This window comes from Rhodococcus opacus (assembly GCF_012396235.1).
GTDB lineage: Bacteria > Actinomycetota > Actinomycetes > Mycobacteriales > Mycobacteriaceae > Rhodococcus_F > Rhodococcus_F opacus.
Genome location: NZ_JAAXPA010000020.1, coordinates 77,735 through 94,813 on the forward strand (window position 1 = coordinate 77,735; position 17,079 = coordinate 94,813).

The 17,079-nt window shown below is 65.7% G+C and carries 16 protein-coding genes; 4 read left to right on the forward strand and 12 right to left on the reverse strand.

The features are described 5' to 3' along the window. Nucleotides 1-8: 8 nt before the first annotated feature. From HGB39_RS24710 to HGB39_RS24730, 5 genes are all read right to left on the reverse strand, one after another. A complete protein-coding gene (locus tag HGB39_RS24710; RefSeq protein WP_005569035.1) occupies nucleotides 9-653 on the reverse strand; it encodes a TetR/AcrR family transcriptional regulator in 645 nt (214 codons plus the stop codon). Next, nucleotides 650-2,122, reverse strand: coding sequence for an MFS transporter (locus HGB39_RS24715; protein ID WP_005569033.1), 1,473 nt, complete (start codon nucleotides 2,120-2,122; stop codon nucleotides 650-652). Before HGB39_RS24715 ends, HGB39_RS24710 begins: the two co-directional genes overlap by 4 nt. 100 nt (nucleotides 2,123-2,222) lie before the next feature. Then, entirely contained in the window at nucleotides 2,223-2,930 is a 708-nt protein-coding gene (locus tag HGB39_RS24720) for a nitroreductase (RefSeq protein WP_043790936.1), read from the reverse strand. A 195-nt stretch (nucleotides 2,931-3,125) separates the two neighbouring features. Beyond that, nucleotides 3,126-3,677 (reverse strand): alpha/beta hydrolase family protein, encoded by a 552-nt coding sequence (locus HGB39_RS24725; protein WP_005569030.1) that lies wholly within the window; start codon nucleotides 3,675-3,677, stop codon nucleotides 3,126-3,128. Nucleotides 3,678-3,784: 107 nt separating this feature from the next. Then, a complete protein-coding gene (locus HGB39_RS24730; RefSeq protein ID WP_005569027.1) occupies nucleotides 3,785-4,582 on the reverse strand; it encodes a sulfite exporter TauE/SafE family protein in 798 nt (265 codons plus the stop codon). Nucleotides 4,583-4,673: 91 nt separating this feature from the next. On the opposite strand from HGB39_RS24730, the gene HGB39_RS24735 reads away from it, so the two are divergent. Next, entirely contained in the window at nucleotides 4,674-5,456 is a 783-nt protein-coding gene (locus HGB39_RS24735; RefSeq protein ID WP_043790935.1) for an AraC family transcriptional regulator, read from the forward strand. Between the two features lie 47 nt (nucleotides 5,457-5,503). Here HGB39_RS24735 and HGB39_RS24740 read toward each other — a convergent pair whose 3' ends face one another. Both HGB39_RS24740 and HGB39_RS24745 read right to left on the reverse strand, forming a co-directional pair. Beyond that, on the reverse strand, nucleotides 5,504-5,710 hold the full coding sequence (locus HGB39_RS24740; RefSeq protein ID WP_005261917.1) for a hypothetical protein: 207 nt from the start codon (nucleotides 5,708-5,710) through the stop codon (nucleotides 5,504-5,506). Beyond that, nucleotides 5,707-5,943, reverse strand: coding sequence for a hypothetical protein (locus tag HGB39_RS24745; RefSeq protein ID WP_005261916.1), 237 nt, complete (start codon nucleotides 5,941-5,943; stop codon nucleotides 5,707-5,709). The genes HGB39_RS24740 and HGB39_RS24745 overlap by 4 nt, the downstream gene beginning before the upstream one ends. 303 nt (nucleotides 5,944-6,246) lie before the next feature. Between HGB39_RS24745 and HGB39_RS24750 the strand changes: the two genes are divergently transcribed. Next, on the forward strand, nucleotides 6,247-6,435 hold the full coding sequence (locus HGB39_RS24750; protein WP_005261915.1) for a ChaB family protein: 189 nt from the start codon (nucleotides 6,247-6,249) through the stop codon (nucleotides 6,433-6,435). Nucleotides 6,436-6,553: 118 nt separating this feature from the next. Beyond that, on the forward strand, nucleotides 6,554-6,982 hold the full coding sequence (locus HGB39_RS24755) for a nitroreductase family deazaflavin-dependent oxidoreductase (protein WP_005569020.1): 429 nt from the start codon (nucleotides 6,554-6,556) through the stop codon (nucleotides 6,980-6,982). 37 nt (nucleotides 6,983-7,019) lie between these two features. Here HGB39_RS24755 and HGB39_RS24760 read toward each other — a convergent pair whose 3' ends face one another. The 5 genes from HGB39_RS24760 to HGB39_RS24780 form a co-directional block, all read right to left on the reverse strand. Next, nucleotides 7,020-7,844, reverse strand: coding sequence for a TetR/AcrR family transcriptional regulator (locus HGB39_RS24760; RefSeq protein WP_043790933.1), 825 nt, complete (start codon nucleotides 7,842-7,844; stop codon nucleotides 7,020-7,022). Then, the gene (locus HGB39_RS24765; protein WP_043790931.1) at nucleotides 7,841-9,424 is read right to left on the reverse strand and encodes an FAD-dependent monooxygenase; all 1,584 of its coding nucleotides are present in this window, start codon (nucleotides 9,422-9,424) and stop codon (nucleotides 7,841-7,843) included. Before HGB39_RS24765 ends, HGB39_RS24760 begins: the two co-directional genes overlap by 4 nt. Nucleotides 9,425-9,595: 171 nt before the next feature. Beyond that, on the reverse strand, nucleotides 9,596-11,293 hold the full coding sequence (locus HGB39_RS24770; protein ID WP_005569017.1) for a (2,3-dihydroxybenzoyl)adenylate synthase: 1,698 nt from the start codon (nucleotides 11,291-11,293) through the stop codon (nucleotides 9,596-9,598). Between the two features lie 43 nt (nucleotides 11,294-11,336). Continuing rightward, on the reverse strand, nucleotides 11,337-13,661 hold the full coding sequence (locus HGB39_RS24775; RefSeq protein WP_005569016.1) for a hydantoinase B/oxoprolinase family protein: 2,325 nt from the start codon (nucleotides 13,659-13,661) through the stop codon (nucleotides 11,337-11,339). 11 nt (nucleotides 13,662-13,672) lie between these two features. Then, nucleotides 13,673-15,775, reverse strand: a complete 2,103-nt coding sequence (locus tag HGB39_RS24780; RefSeq protein ID WP_005569015.1) for a hydantoinase/oxoprolinase family protein — start codon at nucleotides 15,773-15,775, stop codon at nucleotides 13,673-13,675. Between the two features lie 533 nt (nucleotides 15,776-16,308). Here HGB39_RS24780 and HGB39_RS24785 point away from each other — a divergent pair. Next, on the forward strand, nucleotides 16,309-17,067 hold the full coding sequence (locus HGB39_RS24785) for a maleate cis-trans isomerase family protein (protein WP_005261905.1): 759 nt from the start codon (nucleotides 16,309-16,311) through the stop codon (nucleotides 17,065-17,067). Nucleotides 17,068-17,079 lie beyond the last annotated feature (12 nt).

Consider the following 17,079-nt stretch of genomic DNA (forward strand, 5'->3'; position numbering starts at 1 on the left):
GCCGCACCTTATCGAGGCCACAGATTTTCCATGATGTGTGCGACGTCCTGTGCGTTCATCGGTGCCGCATCGAGTCTTTCCGCGCCGGGCCGCAATCCCGCGATCATGACCGCGAGGATTCTGCGCCACCCGGTGTCGGTGACGCCGCGTGTCGTCCCGACGACGCCGCGGAGGGACCAGAAGATCAGGTCCAGGTCGGCGTCGGTGGCGTCCTCGCGGATGCGGCCGTGCTGCTTGGCTTGCGTCAGCAACTCGAACAGGATGCGTCGATATTCATTCCTCAGAACAGTGGTCTGATCGTCGTTCCACATGCGAGACAGGCATCCGCGGTTCGACGCCAGGATGGCTCCGCTGCCGTAGAGCACCTGCTCCAGCCCCTCGCCCTCCGGCGCGGACGCGGCATCACGGGCCAGGGCGAGGAAGTCTTCGAGCACCTGGCGAACCAGTTCACTGATCAGCGCATCCTTGGTAGGGAACCGGCGGTAGAGGGTGCCGATGCCGACGCCGGCGACCCGGGCGATCTCGTCGACGCCCACATCCAGGCCGCGCGCACTGAACACGGTCGCTGCCGCATCGAGTAGTCGTTGCCGATTCTCCGCGGCGTCGCGGCGCAGCGACTTTTCGCTTCCCTGAACGCTCACATCGGACGTCATTCGGATTCGCCCACCAGCGTGCCTCCCGCAACCATCGCGAGTTCCGGGTGTCGCAGCTCGGGCGACCCTTCGAGGTTCGTGGTCTTGTCCCGCTTCACTGCCGGGATGAACAGGGCCGCAACGGCGCCGAGGCCAACTGCCACGCCCAGCATGACGAAGCCGTTGGTGTAGCCGGATTCCTGCGGAACCCCCGCGGAGGACGCCCCGGCGGTGACGACGCTGGCCATGCACGCAGCGCCCAGCGAGCCCCCGATCGTGCGGATGTTGGCGTTCATACCGCTCGCGACACCGGTTTGTTCGGGTGGCACCGCGGCGACGACAACGTTCGACATCGCCGAGAAGGCCAGGCCGAAACCGATCCCGACCAATGACGTGGCGAGGTAGATGTCCATCTCGGTGTCATGCAGAAGAGCCACCACGAAGTAACCGATCGCACTCACGATCGACCCTGCGATCAGCAGGTTTTTCGAACCCAGTCGAGCTGCCAGGCGGCCTGAGGCGAGTCCGAGCAGGAACATTCCCACGCTCACGGGCAGCAGCATCAGACCCGACTCGGTGACCGACGAACCAAAGCCGTATCCGGCCGACGCGGGCGTCTGCAGAAATTGCGGCAGGAAGCCGAACGCGGCGTACATGCCGACCCCCATCAGCAGCGCCAACAGGTTGGCGGCCCAGACGCTGCGGATTCGCATCATCTTCATGTCGATCAGCGGGTTGGCGGATCGCGATTCAACCACTACCCACGTCACCAAGATGGCCGCGGCGGTCACCAGCAGTCCGATGACGATCGGAGAGCCCCAGCCCCAGGTCGGTGCCTGACTGACACCGAGCAACAACGCGACCAGCCACCCGGACAGCAACAGTGCGGTGAGCCAGTTGATCCTCCCGGCAGTTCGAACGGGAGACTCGGGGACCAGGATCTGCGCGGCCAACCCCGCCAGCACGACCATGGTCAGCGGAATCCAGAAGAGCCAGTGGTAACTCAGCACGGTCACGATAGGACCGGCAAGGACGATGCCGAGACCTGCGCCGACAGCGGTGAGCGCGGCGATGACGCCAACCGCTCCCACCACCTTCTCCTGCGGGAACTCGTCGCGGATGATCCCGAACGCCAAGGGCAGCACACCGCCGCCGATTCCCTGGATCACCCGCGCGGCGATCATCACCGGCAGCGACGTGGCGAGGGCTGCGAGCAGCGACCCCGCCGCCAGGGCGACGAGTGCAACGACGAACAGTCGCTTCTTGCCGTGCATGTCACCGAGGCGTCCCATGACCGGGGTGAAGATCGATGCCGACAGCAGGTAGGCAGTTAGCACCCACGTGACGTCGGCCTGTGTCGTGCCCAGCGCAGACTCGAGGGTGGGCAACACCGGCATCAACAGTGACTGCAGCAGGGCAAAGGCACCGACACCAATAGTGAGAACGGCAAATGTCAGCTGATAGTGCGTCCGCAGCGAAGCGGTTTTCATGAATACTCCCAACAAAGCGGAGCGTTCACTCCGCATGCGGAGAATCTATCATTCGAAGCGGAGGGTCAGCGCGACATCGCCTCCGTTGTTGCCGCGATGCTTATTCGCGGACCCGCGTCACGACTTCGTTCAGCGGTGCCCGCGCAGTGCGGTAGTTGTTGGCCGGGTGGTCGGTGTCGGCGAAGCCGAACGAGATGCCGACCAGGATCTTTCGATCCGCCGGGATGTCGAAGTGCTCGCGGATGAGGGGGGAATGGCTGGCGAGCGCGGCCTGGGGAATTGCTCCGAGCCCGAGGCTCCGTGCCGCGAGTAGGAACGTGCCCACGTACAGGCCGGTGTCGACAGCCCCGTATGCCCCGTGCACCGCGTCTGTGGTGATGATCGCGACGTGCGGCGCGCCGAAGAAGCGAAAGTTCTCGAATGCCTGGCGGGCGGACGCTTCGCGGTCGCCGCGCTCCACGCCGACGGCCTGATACAGCTGCCAACCGCTGGCGCGTCGCCGCTCACGGTAGACGCCGCGGTACTCGGCTGGGGCATCGAAGTCGAACTTGGGCTGGTTGTTTCGTGCGCTGTTCGTCATTGCCTCGCGGAAGCGTTCCGTGGCCTCCCCGCTGGTCACGATGACCTGCCATGGCTGCGTATTGCACCACGATGCCGATCGTTGCGCGATGGTGAGTAGGCGATCGATCGTTTCTTCGGGAACCGGACGGTCCTGGTAGGCGCGGCAACTCCATCGGGTGGCCAGAAGATGCTCCAGGACGGTGGCCTCGTCCGTCGGGGCGGTGGTGATATCGGCTGACGCGGTCATGTTCGCAACATAGCACATAATGTATAAAATTGATTCGACTCGATGCCGGGTTCTCGGTCATCGAGAAGTCACGGGTGGGACGGGCCGCGACGTGGTAGAGGAATCATTGAGGCAACTCGGAAGCTGGAGTGGCGATGCCGAGACCTCCCGGGCCACTGGGGATTCCAGAGGCCCGGGAGGACCGCATCGGGCTGGTCAGTTCCCTTCGCAGTGAGCCCCCAGGTTCTCCCGGAAAAACGGGGTAGCTTCCGCCACGGCGTGGTCGACGTACTTCGGCACGTCGTAGAAGTCCATGTGGGCGCCCCCCTCGACGACCACCAGCTTCTTTGGGCTGCGGACCCGGCCGTGCAGTTCGGTGGACATCCACAGTGAACCGGCTTCGCTGCCCGCGACGATCAGCAGCGGTGCGGTGAACAGGTCCTCGACCAGATGGAACGCGTCGAACGTGAAGATCCGCGAGATACTCTTGGCGAACAGCTGCTTGTTCTTCGCGTTCGGGTGCTGCGCCCGCGGCGTGAGGTAGTAGTCGTGCGCCTCGACCAGGTCGCGCGGGGTGTTTTCGTCCGGCTGCTCCGGAACGTACGGGATGTACGCAGGGTCCGCCCCTTGGGCCTCGGCGGTCCTTCGAGTGGCGAAACCTCGCGATGGGTGCTGCGCGCTTCCCGGACCATCATGGATCCCTCCTCGGCGCAGAATCCTATCCGGCGGGGTCGAGCGGGACGGCCGTTTCGGCGGCGGTGGGGCCAACGCTGTCGGTCCCCTATACCGAGACGCGAGTCCCAGTCACGCAAGCGGGTACCGCCATGACTATGCGCGTGGCCTTGAACATGCTGAATGGTACGACGTTCTTGCGGTTACCGAAGCGTAGCAAGCGCAGTGGTCATGGTGACCGCGACGAGGAGCAGTATGTAACTGATTGCGTGCACACGGTCGGGCAGACGGGGTGGGCGCCGCCTGAGCGTGACGATCACCGGGAGTGTGCCGAGGAGGAGCGCCAGGGCCGCGGCCAGGTCGACGGAGCCGACCAGGGCGGCCCCGGCAGGCGATCCGGGACCGTGGCCGATGAGAAAGATCAGGGCCGCCGGCAGGCTGATGGCGAGGGTCAGTGGGTTTGCGAGTGCGGTGGCGACACCCATCCCCAGTCCGGAGCGGCGCAGGAGAGGCACCGTCATGACACTGCCGCCGACGCCGAGAAATGCTGCGCTCGCGCCGATCGGTAACCCGAGCGAGGTCGGTATGGCGAACCGTCGCCGAGAGTCGGTGTTGTGCTGCGCCGTCGGTCGGAAGAAGCCCGGTCGTACCAGGACATCAACGATCGTCCCGACGAGATAGGTGACGAATCCCCACTGGATGATTGCGCCGGGTACGAGCCGGGCAAGCAACGCACCTACCACGCCTCCGAGACCGAGAAGTGCAAGCAGGCGACGAGAGTCACGCAAGTGACGCAGCACCGCGCCGGAGGTTGCGGACGTGGCGACGGCGGCATTCACCACCATCACCGCTGCGGATGTTGCGACTGCGACCCGGGCGGCCGAGTCGCCGAGCCCTGCTTCTGCCCACAGGACGACCGGGACGGTCACGAACCCGCCGCCGAAACCGAACAGGACGGTGGTCAACCCGGTCACGAGGCCGATGAGAACGAGAACGAACATATCCACTCGGTCCAGTTCACCGTATCGGTGTAGCGGCGACAATCGAATATCAGTCGATTTCTTTCGAGAATCAGCCGGTAGGTTGGGTGTCGTGAGAAATGTCCCGCTCGGCGACGTCGACCGTATCGAGCGGGACGTGCTCCCGATCGCGACCGACTATCCGGCCGGCGTCGTGCTGGACTGGCACGAACACCGTCGTGCGCAATTCCTGTACGGAGCTACAGGAACAATGGTTGTCGAGACAGACAACGGCACCTGGACGGTCCCCACCGCGCAGGGTGTCATGATTCCTCCCGCCACAGGGCATCGGGTGCGGATGCTCGGCGTGAGTACAAGCAGTCTCTACATCGAACCAGCTGCGGTGCCGTGGTGGCCCACGGTGTGCGTCGTGGTCGAAGTGTCATCGCTGCTCCGCGAATTGCTGCTCGTCGCCGCCGATCTACCCGCCGAGTACGACCGCGACGGTCGGGAGGGTGCCATCGCGGCACTGCTGCTGTTCGAGCTGGCAACTCTCAGGTCGCTGCCCCTGCACCTGACGCTGCCCACGTCGGCCGACCTGGTCGCGTTGTGCCGTTCCTATCTCGGCAAGCCGGAGGTCGGCGTGACGAATGCCGAGTGGGCAGGCCGAGTGGCGATGAGCGAACGCGCCTTCACCCGGCGATTCCTAGGCGAGGTGGGGATCAGTCCGGCGGCTTGGCGCCTACGGGCCCGGTTGCTGGCCGCCATCCCGATGCTGCGCTCGCAGGCGGTGACTCGGGTCGCCTCGACCCTCGGTTACGCATCTCCGGCAGCTTTCTCCTTCGCCTTCAGCCGCGAGTTCGGAATGCCGCCGTCCGTGTCGGGTCGCCGCGAAGACGGTTCCGCGAACCGCTGAGTGGCGGGGCCCCGGCGGAGAAAGCAGCCGACCGGCGACGATGGTTGTCACATACTGTCGAAGATGCGTTGTTCCGGTACGCCGGCGTTCTGTGCTGCGGTAACGGCGTCGAGGAGGTCGTCGGTGAGCTGCTCGAAGGTGGCCGATCGGACCCGTTCGGGTGGTCGGTCGCTCGGGTGGGTGGTCAGAAAGCTGTCCAGCATGGCGCAGGTGTCGCGTACGTGTTCGAGCGCCCGGCGCTGGTCGTTGTTCATCGACGGTCCGGGGTTGGCGTCTCGTGCGGCGCCCTGGGCGAGCGAGCGTGGTCGACCGCCCTCAGCAGGTCGTGCGTGAGTCGCTTGTAGGTGGTGAGCCATCGGTGGTCGACGGGTTCGTCGCGCAGATACGCCGTCAGGGCGGTGGTGTTGTCGCCGGTATCCAACCATCGGCGTAGGTCGGTGGTGCGATCCTGGACGTGCTGTAACAAAGTGTGTGGCGAAACGGGCATCGAGTCTCCTCCGGTGTGGACTTCCCTTCGGCGAGAATGAATTTGGCGTTGCTGTGTGTTTTCCGAGGTCATTGTTACCCATACCGGTGCCCGGTGCCAGGTGTTCGCCGGTCTACACCCTTGGCAGGTCACTGCGGAGACCCACCTGAATGCCTGTGATCGCCGGTGCGGGGTTCCGTGCGTAGGTCGTGCCTGCGCCCGGCTGCCGACATCGGAAAACCCGGTCAACCCGGTACCGCCGCGGGGGTCCCGGGCGGACAATCGAGGGGTACATCACGGCCATGACCGAGAAGGAGTGGAGCGGTGAACCGAACCGAGCTGCCACAGACACTGCGGCGATCGTCGAAGGAGGTGCAGGCGGCCTTCGCGACGGCCCATGAGATGGCCGTTCGGCGGTACGGCGAGGGCGAGGAGGCCCAGCGAGCGGCGTACGGGGAGCTCAAACAGAGTTACGAGCTCGTCACCGATCACTGGGTGCCCAAGCAGGACTGATTCTGTCGGTGCCGCACTGGTCGCCATCGCGGTCAGCAAAGGAACGAGTGCGACACGAGTCGACAACGTCGACCGGAAATGCCGCCTGTTCCCGCGCCGGGCTAGGACAATTCCCAGGATGAGCACTCCCGACGACTGGAACGCGAACATCATTGCCGAATTCCGGGCACACCAGGGCCGAGTGGGTGGCCCATTCGAGGGCGCCCCGGTGGTGCTGGTTCACCACCGGGGCCGTAAGACTGGGCGCGATCGCGTGAGCCCGATGATGTATCTACCCGATGAGCAAGGTCCGGACACTATCTACGTCTTCGCTTCCAAGGCCGGTGCCCCGACCAATCCCGACTGGTACTACAACCTCGTCACCGCAGGCAAGGCAGAGGTCGAACGGGGCACCGAGCAGTTCCCGGTGACTGTCGTCGAGGTGACCGGTGACGAACGGGATAGGATCTTCGCCGAGCAGGCGCGCCGGTATCCCGGCTTTGCGGAGTACGCGGAGAAGACCGCGGGCATCCGGACGATCCCTGTGCTGGCGCTGCGCCGCGGGTGACCTCCATCAGATCGGGGCACGTTGCTGTCGAGCGTGGTCAGTCGGGGCGTGATTCGTCGAGCAGTCGTTCGAGGTAGTTCAGGTCCTGGCGGAGCATGGCGATCGCTCGCGCCGGACCTTCCGGGGTCGCCGACTGCGGGTCCTGGTGGACCAGCGAGCGTACTGCCATGTCCGCAAGTTGCGTGGCGATGACTCGGTCGTCGACTGCGTTTCCCGGCTGATGCCACCAGGCGATCCAGTTGAGCATGCCGATGACGGCCAAGGCCGCGGTTCGCGGGTCGACCGGTCGCATCTCGCCGGTGCGGATACCGTCTTCGACGACCTGGATGAATTCCTTCAGCACGTGTCGACGGCTCTGCTCGTAGTTGCGCGAGATGTCTTCGGGTAGTTCGGCTTCCGAACGGACGATCAACTGGAATCGATCTGGGGCCTGCGCCTGATGCAGTGCGATGGCGGTGGCCATCTCGCGGAGCTTTTCCGTCGGACCCAGATCGGTGCGCTCGTTGATGGTATGCAGCAATGCGGCCGGTGTCTCAGTGCTCTCGCTGACCAGGCGGGAGAGGAGCTCGTCCTTGTTGGCCACGTAGTGATAGAGCGCCGGCCGTGTCAGGCCGGTTGCGTCGGCGATGTCCTGCAGTGTGGTGCTCGCGAATCCTCGTTCGGCAAACAGTCGAGTGGCTTGCTCGATGATCTGCTTTTCCACCAGCTCACGGCGAGGGTTGCTGCGGATGCCCGCGCTTTCGGTCGCAGCCTGATCGGTGGAACGGGATTTGCCCCGGCCTCGGGGTCGGCGCTCGTTCGCGGCCTCCTCGCTTGTCATGTCCGAAGGATAACCGGCGCCGGTCACCGGTCGCGTACTCATGTCGAGACCCGCAACCCGGAAAGCGCCGGATCAGCGTCCGACGTCGCCGGATCACGGAAGAACGCGAGGTGCATCCGTACGCTGGCCAAACCTGCTGCGACATCTGCGCGGCAGGAAGTGGGGGCCTCGACGACGACGACTGCGTCCGTGTGGTGACCGAGACGTTCGGCGAAATCGAGCCTGCTGAGCAGCGATGAGCGGGTGGATGGGCCGGTGAGCCAGAGAGTTCGCGCGGTTGGTGCAGTCTCGACGAGTGCGGTGGCCTCCGGGCCCCACGCGGAGTCGAAGTCGATGTCGAGCACTGTGGTGGTGGTGGCATCGCGCAGGTCCGCCGGTGCGATCCGATGCTCGAATCGGCAGTCACCGTGGTCGAGGGGTTGCCCGATTGTCCAGTCCGTGATGTCCGTGTCGGGGATCGCGTCGGCAGGCACGTCCGCGTAGCTCGCCAGGCCCTTCCGCACGAGCGTGGGCGCGGTGTCGTGGAATCGGTTGAGGCTGACCTTTCCGGCGCGGGTCATGTAGGCGATGAGCAGCTGTTCGACCGGAAGTGCCATCCTCTGGGGGAAGGACTCCCACCAGAGTTCGCTGCGGTGCGCGATGCGCTGGAGGTATTCGACGGCGGGGCGGCGAGCCTGTTCGTAGTCCGCGAGCGCGTCGTCGATGTTCGGGGAGGCGGTGAGGGCATGGTCGAGTGCGATGGCGTCTTCCATGGCGAGCTTGGTGCCTGAGCCGATGGAGTAGTGCGCGGTGTGGGCGGCGTCGCCGAGGAGTACGACGTTGCCGCTGTGCCAGTGCTCGCACGAAATGGTGCGAAAGCGCGTCCACCGGGTGCGGTTTCCGATCAGCCGGTGGTGTTGGAGGGTGTCGGCGAACGCGTCCTGCAGGTACTCGAGGGCGAACCCGTCGCTGTCGGTGGGGGCGGTCCGGTCGGTGGAGACATCGAATCCTGCCCGCCGCCATGTTTCCTCGTCGGTTTCGATGAGGAAGGTGCTGCGGTCCGCGGCGTACGGGTAGGCGTGCGCGACGAAGGTGCCGTGCTCGGTGGTGACCGGAACGAAGATGGCGCTGGGGAGCGCGAAGTCGGTTCCACACCACAGGTAGAGGCCGGCGCCGGTGTCAATGCGGGGCCCGAAGGTGTCGGACATCTGCGTGCGGGTTGCGCTGTTGATGCCGTCGGCGGCGATGATCAGGTCCGCATCGAGCTCTGGTGCTTCACGCCGTTCGCCGAAATGTATATGCACCCCGGCGTTCTGGGCTTGTTGCTGGAGGACGGCGAGCAAGGTGGTGCGTGCGATAGCGAGGAGATCACCGTGTGCCAGCCGGGCGATCTGATCGCCGACCTGCATCGACATTTCGTGGGCGTGCGCGGCCGCCACAATGGCTTCGAGCGATGCCGGGTCGGCTTCCCGCAGGTTCCGCTGGGTGCGAGACGCCAGGCCGACGCCGAAACCGAATGTCTGATCCGGGGGGCTCTGTTCGTAGACGGTCACCTCGGCATTCGGATGGCTGCGTTTGATCAGCCTTGCGGCATAGAGGCCGCCCGGTCCACCGCCCAGTACTGCTACTCGCTCGAGATTCATGACGAACTCCACTCTCTGTGACGTACATGTCAATTATTCTACGTATACGTCGAAAGGTCAACTTGGTTGTCTCCGTGAGGGGACAGGGAATCGGCCGCCGCGTTCACGGACTTCGGGGCATGCCCGGTCAGGCATGCCCCGAAGGTGTTGAGGTGCGGTGGAACTACCGATCTATGCACCCACGCGACGTGAGTCGGCCTCGTCGGCCACCTTCGCTGCGATCTCGGCGCGCAGTCGCTTCTTGTCGATCTTGTTCACGTTCGTGTGTGGCAAGGTCGTCACCCACTCGAGCCGTTCGGGCCACTTGAATTTGGCGACCCCGAGCTGCGCCAAGTGCTCCTGAATGTCGTGTAGCGGCAAAGCTTCTCCGTCAATCGACACCAGATATGCGCAGGTCTTCTCTCCCAGCCTGGGGTCGGGCATGGCGACCACCGCCGCGTGTGCGATATCGGGATGCTCGAGCAGAAGCAGTTCGACTTCTTCGGCGTTGATCTTCTCACCACCCCGGTTGATGAGATCCTTGATCCGACCCTCGATCGACAGATAACGTGCACCGTCGATCACCGTGATCGCGCCGAGGTCCCCGGTGCGGTAGAAACCGTCGGAGGTGAAGGCGTCCCGGTTGTGGTCCGGGGCGTCGAAATAACCGGGGAGCGTGTAGGGGCCTCGGCAGCACAGTTCTCCGACCGCCCCGTCGCCGAGTTCGTTCTCGGTGCCGGGTTCGAGGATGCGTATCTCGTCGTCGGACGAGATAGCCGTACCCACTGTTGTCAGTCGGGCTTCTGCGGGGGCGTCGAGTGGGGTCACCGTGAACAAGCCCTCGGCCATGCCGAACAACTGCCCGGCCCAGCGTCCGGTTCCGTCGTCGACGCGCTCGAACAGCTCGTGCGGAACCTTGGCGCCGGAGAGGATGACGCGTTCGAGCCAGGCTCCAGCCTGGTCGAAGTCCGGACTCAGCACGGCCTGGTAGTGGCCGTGCCCGATGAGGACCTCGGTTGCTTTCGTCCGCGCCATGAGCTGGAAGGCGGTCGGAGCATCAGCGGTGGCCAGGACCAGGCAGGCGCCGACCGAGTGCGCGGCGTGGAGCCCGCACGAGATGCCGGCGTTGTGGATGATCGGGATCAGATGTGCGACCCGGCTGTTCTCGTCCCATCCGAGTCGCTGTGCATACAGCAGCGCGTTGTTCCAGTATTCGGCGTGGATGCGTGGGATGACCTTGGGAACTCCGGTGGTGCCACCGGAGAGCTGGAACGCAACCACGTCGCAGGCGTCGGTGTGTGTTGCGACCTGCTCGACGATGCCGTGCGCTGTGTGGGGATCGATCTCGAGACCGAGATCTTCGAGGCGAGTCACGTCGTCCCGGTCGCTGATCTCCGCATCGCCGACGGTGATGATGTGCCGCATGGTGGGATGGCCGTCGGCGTGTTCGCGGGCGAACTCGACGAGATCGAAGGTGGGCAGATTCGCCTCGACGAGGTGCGCGACGGCGCCGACCTTGCGACTGATGTGTCCGATCTCGTGCATGCGGTGCGCGGCCAGCGTCGCCACCGGGACCAGCCCGGCCTTGATGCAGCCGTACCACGCGAGGACTGTCTCCAGACGGTTGGTGAGCTGGAAGATGACGGGATCGAGTCGCTGGAGGCCGAGCCGGATCAGCCCGGCCGCGATCTGGTCCGTGCGACGATCGAGTTCTGCGAAGCTCATCTGACCTTCGGCGGTGATCACGGCCGGTCGGTCCGGGAACCGGGTGGCGACCTGGTGTAGCCGCCGCCCGGTGGGATCGGTGCTCCACTCACCGCTGTCGCGGTAGCGGCGGGCGCGATCCTCGGGGAACGGAACGAGGCGCCCACCCCAGTCCGAGAATGTCACCTTTGTCCTCCTCTTCTGGTACTGATCGCAATTGTCCGGCACATCACCGCTCCGCCACCGCGGGCAGAAGCCGCGCCAGGTCGAGGGCGTGGTCGGGGTGATCAGCCGGCACGATGCCCGAGTAGATGGCGGTCCAGCAGCCGGGGCAGCACAGCTGCCGGAAAACCACCGGGGTGTCGACATACTCGGCGGGGTCGGAGGTCACCTGTGGGCCGGCGGTCGACGACGGGCCCTCGAACCGGGCGAGATCGAGCGTGGTGTTGTTCTTGTCGTCGCCGAGGAGACGTCCACACTGGGCGCAGGCGATCGCGCGGGTGTCTCCGACCGTGACCTCCGCCAGGTTGTCGTCGAGCCTGCGAGCTCCGGCCAGGTCGAGCACGGGCGCATCGGACCGAGTGGTCCCGGAGCGGTCTCGGCGCTCAGAGCGCATCTCGTCCCGCCGATCCGAAGTCCGGATATCATCGGCGTCTCCGTCGGAGAGGATGACGCCGTAGACGGTCTCGGCACCGTGTTCGGTGACCTTGCCTTCGCGGAAGTCGGCTGCCACGGCGGCCGGGTCGCGCAGCAGCGGATCGCCGTAGCCGCCGCCGCCCTGCCAGTGCATGTACAGAACCTCACCGGGTGCCACGTAGCTCTCCGCGTAGCAGGCGCCCAACTCGCGGCCACCGCCGAGATCGTCCAGCGCGTCGGGGATACGGCCGGCTGCGAACTGTTCGACGATGTCGGTGCCGCGGGCGAGGACCTCGACGCCGGTGTTGCCCGGGTATCCGCCCGCGAGACCGTTGTTCTGGGCGACGGCCTTGCCCGCCGACGCCAGCACCAGGCCCATCGGCAGGCTGGTGCCGTATGGGGTGATGGCGATGGAGGCACTGACACCGCCGCGCTGGCGTCCGGGTCCGCCGGAGTCGGGTTCCTCGCGGCGCCACAGGGTGAGCAGAGGGTAGAGGAATTCGGTCATCTCGGTGTCCGGGATGCGGCCCATCGGGATGCAGAAGAGGCCACCGGTGTCCATGCCATCGGCGGTGGGGCGTGCCCCGTAGCCGCCGGCCATCGGCTCCATCATGATGTTGAGGAACGGCACCGACTGTTCGGGTCGCTCGTCGAGTCCGGCGATCACCGCGGTATCCCACGTGCCGCAGCACGCGGCCTGCACGCTCTTGCCGAGATCGACCGACCGGTCGAGCATCTGCGACAGGCATTCGGCGATCAGGGTGCCAGTGAGCCACGCCGGTCCGATCGGGCCACGGCTCACCGCCGCCGGGAACGTCGCGTTGTTGATGGTGCCCTCCTCGGCGACCAGATCGAAGCAGCGCATCAATCCGCCTGCGGACCAGGGGATGTCGCCGGCGAGGATCGGCAGGATCGCGAGCATCACACCGCCTCGCATGCCGGCGTACGTGCAGTTGATGACGCCGGTCTGCGGGTCGGTGCCGGTGAAGTCGAAGGTGAGGTGATCGGCGGTCTTGGTCATGGCCACGGTGATCTTGTGGATTCCGCGGTCGCCGACTTGCGACTGGTCCTGGTAGCCGGTGGCCTTCCAGGTGCCGTCCGGCAGTGATGCGAGCTTGCCGCGCAGGCGCCCTTCGGCGTCGGCCATCATCCGCTTCATCACGGCCTTGACGGTGTCGGCACCGTACTGCTCGATCACCGCGAGCAGTCGGTTGCGGCCCACGGTGTTGGCGCCGATCTTCGCGCGCAGATCGAGTCCGACGAGCATCGGCACTCGCGAGCGCCGCACCCAGGCGTCGGCGACGTCACGCTGGAGTTCGTAGTCGCGGACGACCTTGATCGGTGGGGTGGGCAGGGACTCGGAGAACACGTCCTGGGCGGAGGGGTCGAACGAGCCGAGCCCGGATCCGCCCAGGTCGGGTTCGTGACAGATGGCGCTGGTCCACCCGAACAGCTTGCCCTCGTGGAAGATTGGCTGGTAGACCATCACGTCGCTCTGGTGCAGTCCACCGCCGACCCAGGGGTCGTTGCACAGGAACATGTCGCCCTCGGTGATACCCGGGTTGGTCGAGCGGTGCTGGAGGGTCCAGTAGATGGCGAGGTCGACGGCACCGACGAGCATGGTGTTGTACAGGCCGACCTGCACTTCCTGGCCGATTTCGTCACTGATGGCGAAGTCGAAGTCGTTGGCGTCGGTGACGATGGGGGAACCGGACATCCGCTTGAGTGCCTCACCCATCTCGTCGGTGACCGACCACAGCCGGTGCCGGATGACCTCGTAGGTCAACGGGTCGAGGTCGTCGATCTGCTCTTGGGTGACGGTATGGACTTCCAGTGCCGGGGGAAGTGATCGCGAGAGGGCGTCGGGGTCGATCGGTCGGCTCGAGAAGACTTCGGAGCCGGGAATCTGTGCGGTCATGAGTGGTGCTCCTACTGGGCGACGATGGTGAGATTGCCGAGGCGGTCGACGGTGCCGGTGGTGCCGTGGGGGACGACGACGGTGGTCGTGGGGACCTCGACGATGGCCGGGCCGGGCAGGACGTGTCCGGCGAGTAGCTTGCTGTAGTCGTAGACGTCGGTGTCGACGTAGCCGAGCTTGCCGTCGAGGCAGACCTTGCGGGTGCTGATCCTCGCGGCGGAGGCATCAGCGGAGTCCGCGGACTTCAGTTCCGGCAGGGTGGGGGAGAACGGCAGGATGCCGGTGGCGCGCACCCGGTAGGTGATCGCTTGGATGCCGGCCTCCCGGAATCCGCTGTCCTCTCCATAGAGTTCGGCGTACCGCTGCTCGAACAGATCCGACGCCCGCGCGATCTCCTCTGCGTCGAGGTTTCCGGCCGGAATCGGGGTGGCGACCTCGGCGAGCTGCATGCTGTAGCGCATGTCGATCTCACGCTCGATCTCGACGCGCGTGAAGGTCAAACCCTGCCGGTTCAGTTGTTCGAGCACCTGGTTCTCCAACTGGGTGAAGTTTCGATCGGCGCGGGTGGGATCGAGGGGCATGGCCGCCGGGTCGGACAATTCGGCGGCGAGGACGATGTTGGACGAGGCGAGACCGTATGCCGAGAACGCGGAGGCGACCTGGCCGAGCGGGACGATGACCTCACGGACGCCGACCTCGGCGGCGTAGGCCGCGCAGTGGGCGGGGCCGGACCCGCCGAAGGCGTAGAGGACGAAGTCACGCGGGTCATGTCCGGCCTCGACGACGGTCTTGCGCAACAGGTCGCCGGTCTGGGCGTTCTGGACTGCGTAGATGGCTGCGGCAGCGTCCTCGATCGACAGTCCGAGGGGTTCGGCGATTCGGGCGCGGATCGCCTCCCGCGCGAGGTTCTTGTCGAGCGGCTTGCGGCCGCCGAGCAGGCCCCGTTCGGGCAGGATCCCGAGCACCAGGTTGGCGTCGGCGTTGGTGGGTTCGGTGCCGCCCTGGCCGTAGCAGGCGGGCCCGGGGACGGCCTGGGCGCTGTGGGGGCCGATTTGCAGGTTGCCGCCGGCGTCGATCCAGGCGATGGCGCCGCCCCCGGATCCGATGGCGTGTACCTCGAGGGTGGGCACGTTGATCGGATGGTGGTTGATGATCGTGCTGGAGGAGCGGACGGGATCGCCGTCGACGACGAGGCCGACGAGGAAGGTGGTGCCGCCGACGTCGGTCGCGATGATATTGCGATGGCCGAGTTGCCCGCCGAGGGATACCGCCCCGACCACGCCACCGGTCAGCACCGATCCGACGGTGCTGATCGCGTTCTTCGGTGCCTCCGCGGCGGCGACCGCTCCGCCGTTGCTTTGCATCACCAGCAGCGGTCCGGCGAGGTTTCGCTCGCGCAGCTTCGATTCCAGTTCGCCGAGGTAGTCCCGGAGCCCGGGGCCGATCTGGGTGCTCATGATGGTGGTCGCGTTGCGGGCGAACTCGCGGATACGGGGGCTCACCTCGCTCGACAGGGAGACGAACATCGTCGGGTCGATCTCGTGGACGAGTTCGCGAATGCGCTGTTCGTGCGCGGGATTGCGGAACGACCACAACAGTGAGACCGCGATCCCCGACACTCCCTCGGCGAGGAGCACACGGATGGACTCTCGGGCAGACTCCTCGTCGAGGGCGACGACGACATTGCCGTCACGGTCGAGTCGTTCGGTCACCTCGAGGGCGTGCTTCTTCGGGATGAGACCGTGAGATTTGCTCTGCCCCATGACATTTTGCAGCTGCTCCGGTGAGCTTCCCAGATACCGGCCCTCCACGTTCATGATGTAGATCGAGTCGCGGTGCCCCTTTGTGGTGAGGAAGCCGACTGGGGGCACGTTGCCCATGACGAGGGCATTGAGTGACGAGGTGGTGCCGTGCGCGATGTGGTGCGTGTCGGCCAGCATCTCCTCGACGGGGCGTCCCAGTTGTTCGGCGAGTGCCTCGAGAACATCGATGACGCCGAGGGAGTAGTCGGGCGGGGTCGAGGGAGCCTTGGCGGCGAGAACAGTGCCGGCACTGTCGTCCAATACCGCGTCTGTGAACGTGCCACCGACGTCCACTCCGATTACATATGCCATTGCCGCTGTGCTCCTTCGTCCTGGGGGAATGCGACGGGGGGTGAGGTCATCCTCGAACACTCCTTACGTCAATGTCGAGTATTCGACGTGTCTGGTGACATGTCAAGTGTCGAATGTGAGTAGCGACACGAAAGTGAGTGGACTGAGACCAGTCGGTTCAGGTGTGCGGTGGGGCGATCTTCGAGCGGAGTGCAGACCGGTTGGGGGTGTCCTGTGCCGTCGACGAAGACGGTGACGTCCAACCGGAGAACCGGACCTCGTCGCGGAACGTGCGCGGACCAGGGGCCGCCGCCCACCCATCCCATGCGAATGCCCGCTCATGTGGTCATCGGATCATCCTTCCTCGCGCGCGTTCATGCTGGCGGCCGACGGTGTGTGCACGTTGTTCTGGCATCGAGATCGCGTCCGCCGTCCGGCGGGGCTTGACGAATCATCATTAGCGTCGAATACTCGTCGTGAACGTAAATCTACGTAAGCCGGGGTGGTGCTCTCGCAACCACCGCCCGGGCGTTCCAGATCAGAAGGGCTACCTCATGGGCATTCACCGCATCGGGCTCGTCGTGCCGAGTTCGAATGTGACGGTCGAGACGGAAATGCCGACACTGCTCAACCGGCATGCGGACGAACAGTTCTCGTTCCACTCGAGCCGAATGCGGATGCAGGCCGTGTCGCCGGAACAGTTGCGAGCGATGAACGCTCAACGGGAGCGGTGCATCCTCGAACTCGGTGACGCGGGCGTCGACGCCATCCTCTATGCGTGCCTGGTCGCCCTGATGTCAGTGGGTCCCGGGGAGCACCAGCGCGTGGAAGGCCTGGTCGCCGAGCAACTGGCGGCCGGCGGTTCCGACGCGGTAGTCCGCTCCAGCGCGGGCGCCCTCGTCGAAGCACTCCACGCGATCGACGCGAAGCGAATCGTCCTGGTCACCCCCTACATGCGTCCCCTCGCCGAGCAGGTCGTCGCCTACATCGAGGCCGAAGGAATTCAGGTATCGGATTGGCGCGCCCTCGAGGTCGCCGACAACGCCGAGGTCGGCTGCATCCCCGGTGACCGGGTCATGGACGCCGCTCGATCACTCGACCGCACCGGAGCCGACGCGCTGGTGATCTCCGCGTGCGTCCAGATGCCCTCGCTCGACCTCGTCCAGGCCGCCGAAGACGAGTTCGAACTGCCGGTGCTCTCGGCCGCCACCGCCGGCGTCTACAGCCTGCTGCGAGCCCTCGGCCTTCCGGTCGACATCCCGGGAGCCGGTGGTCTCCTGCGTGCCGATGCTCCGGCCGCTGCCCTTCAGTAGCCCTGAATCCAT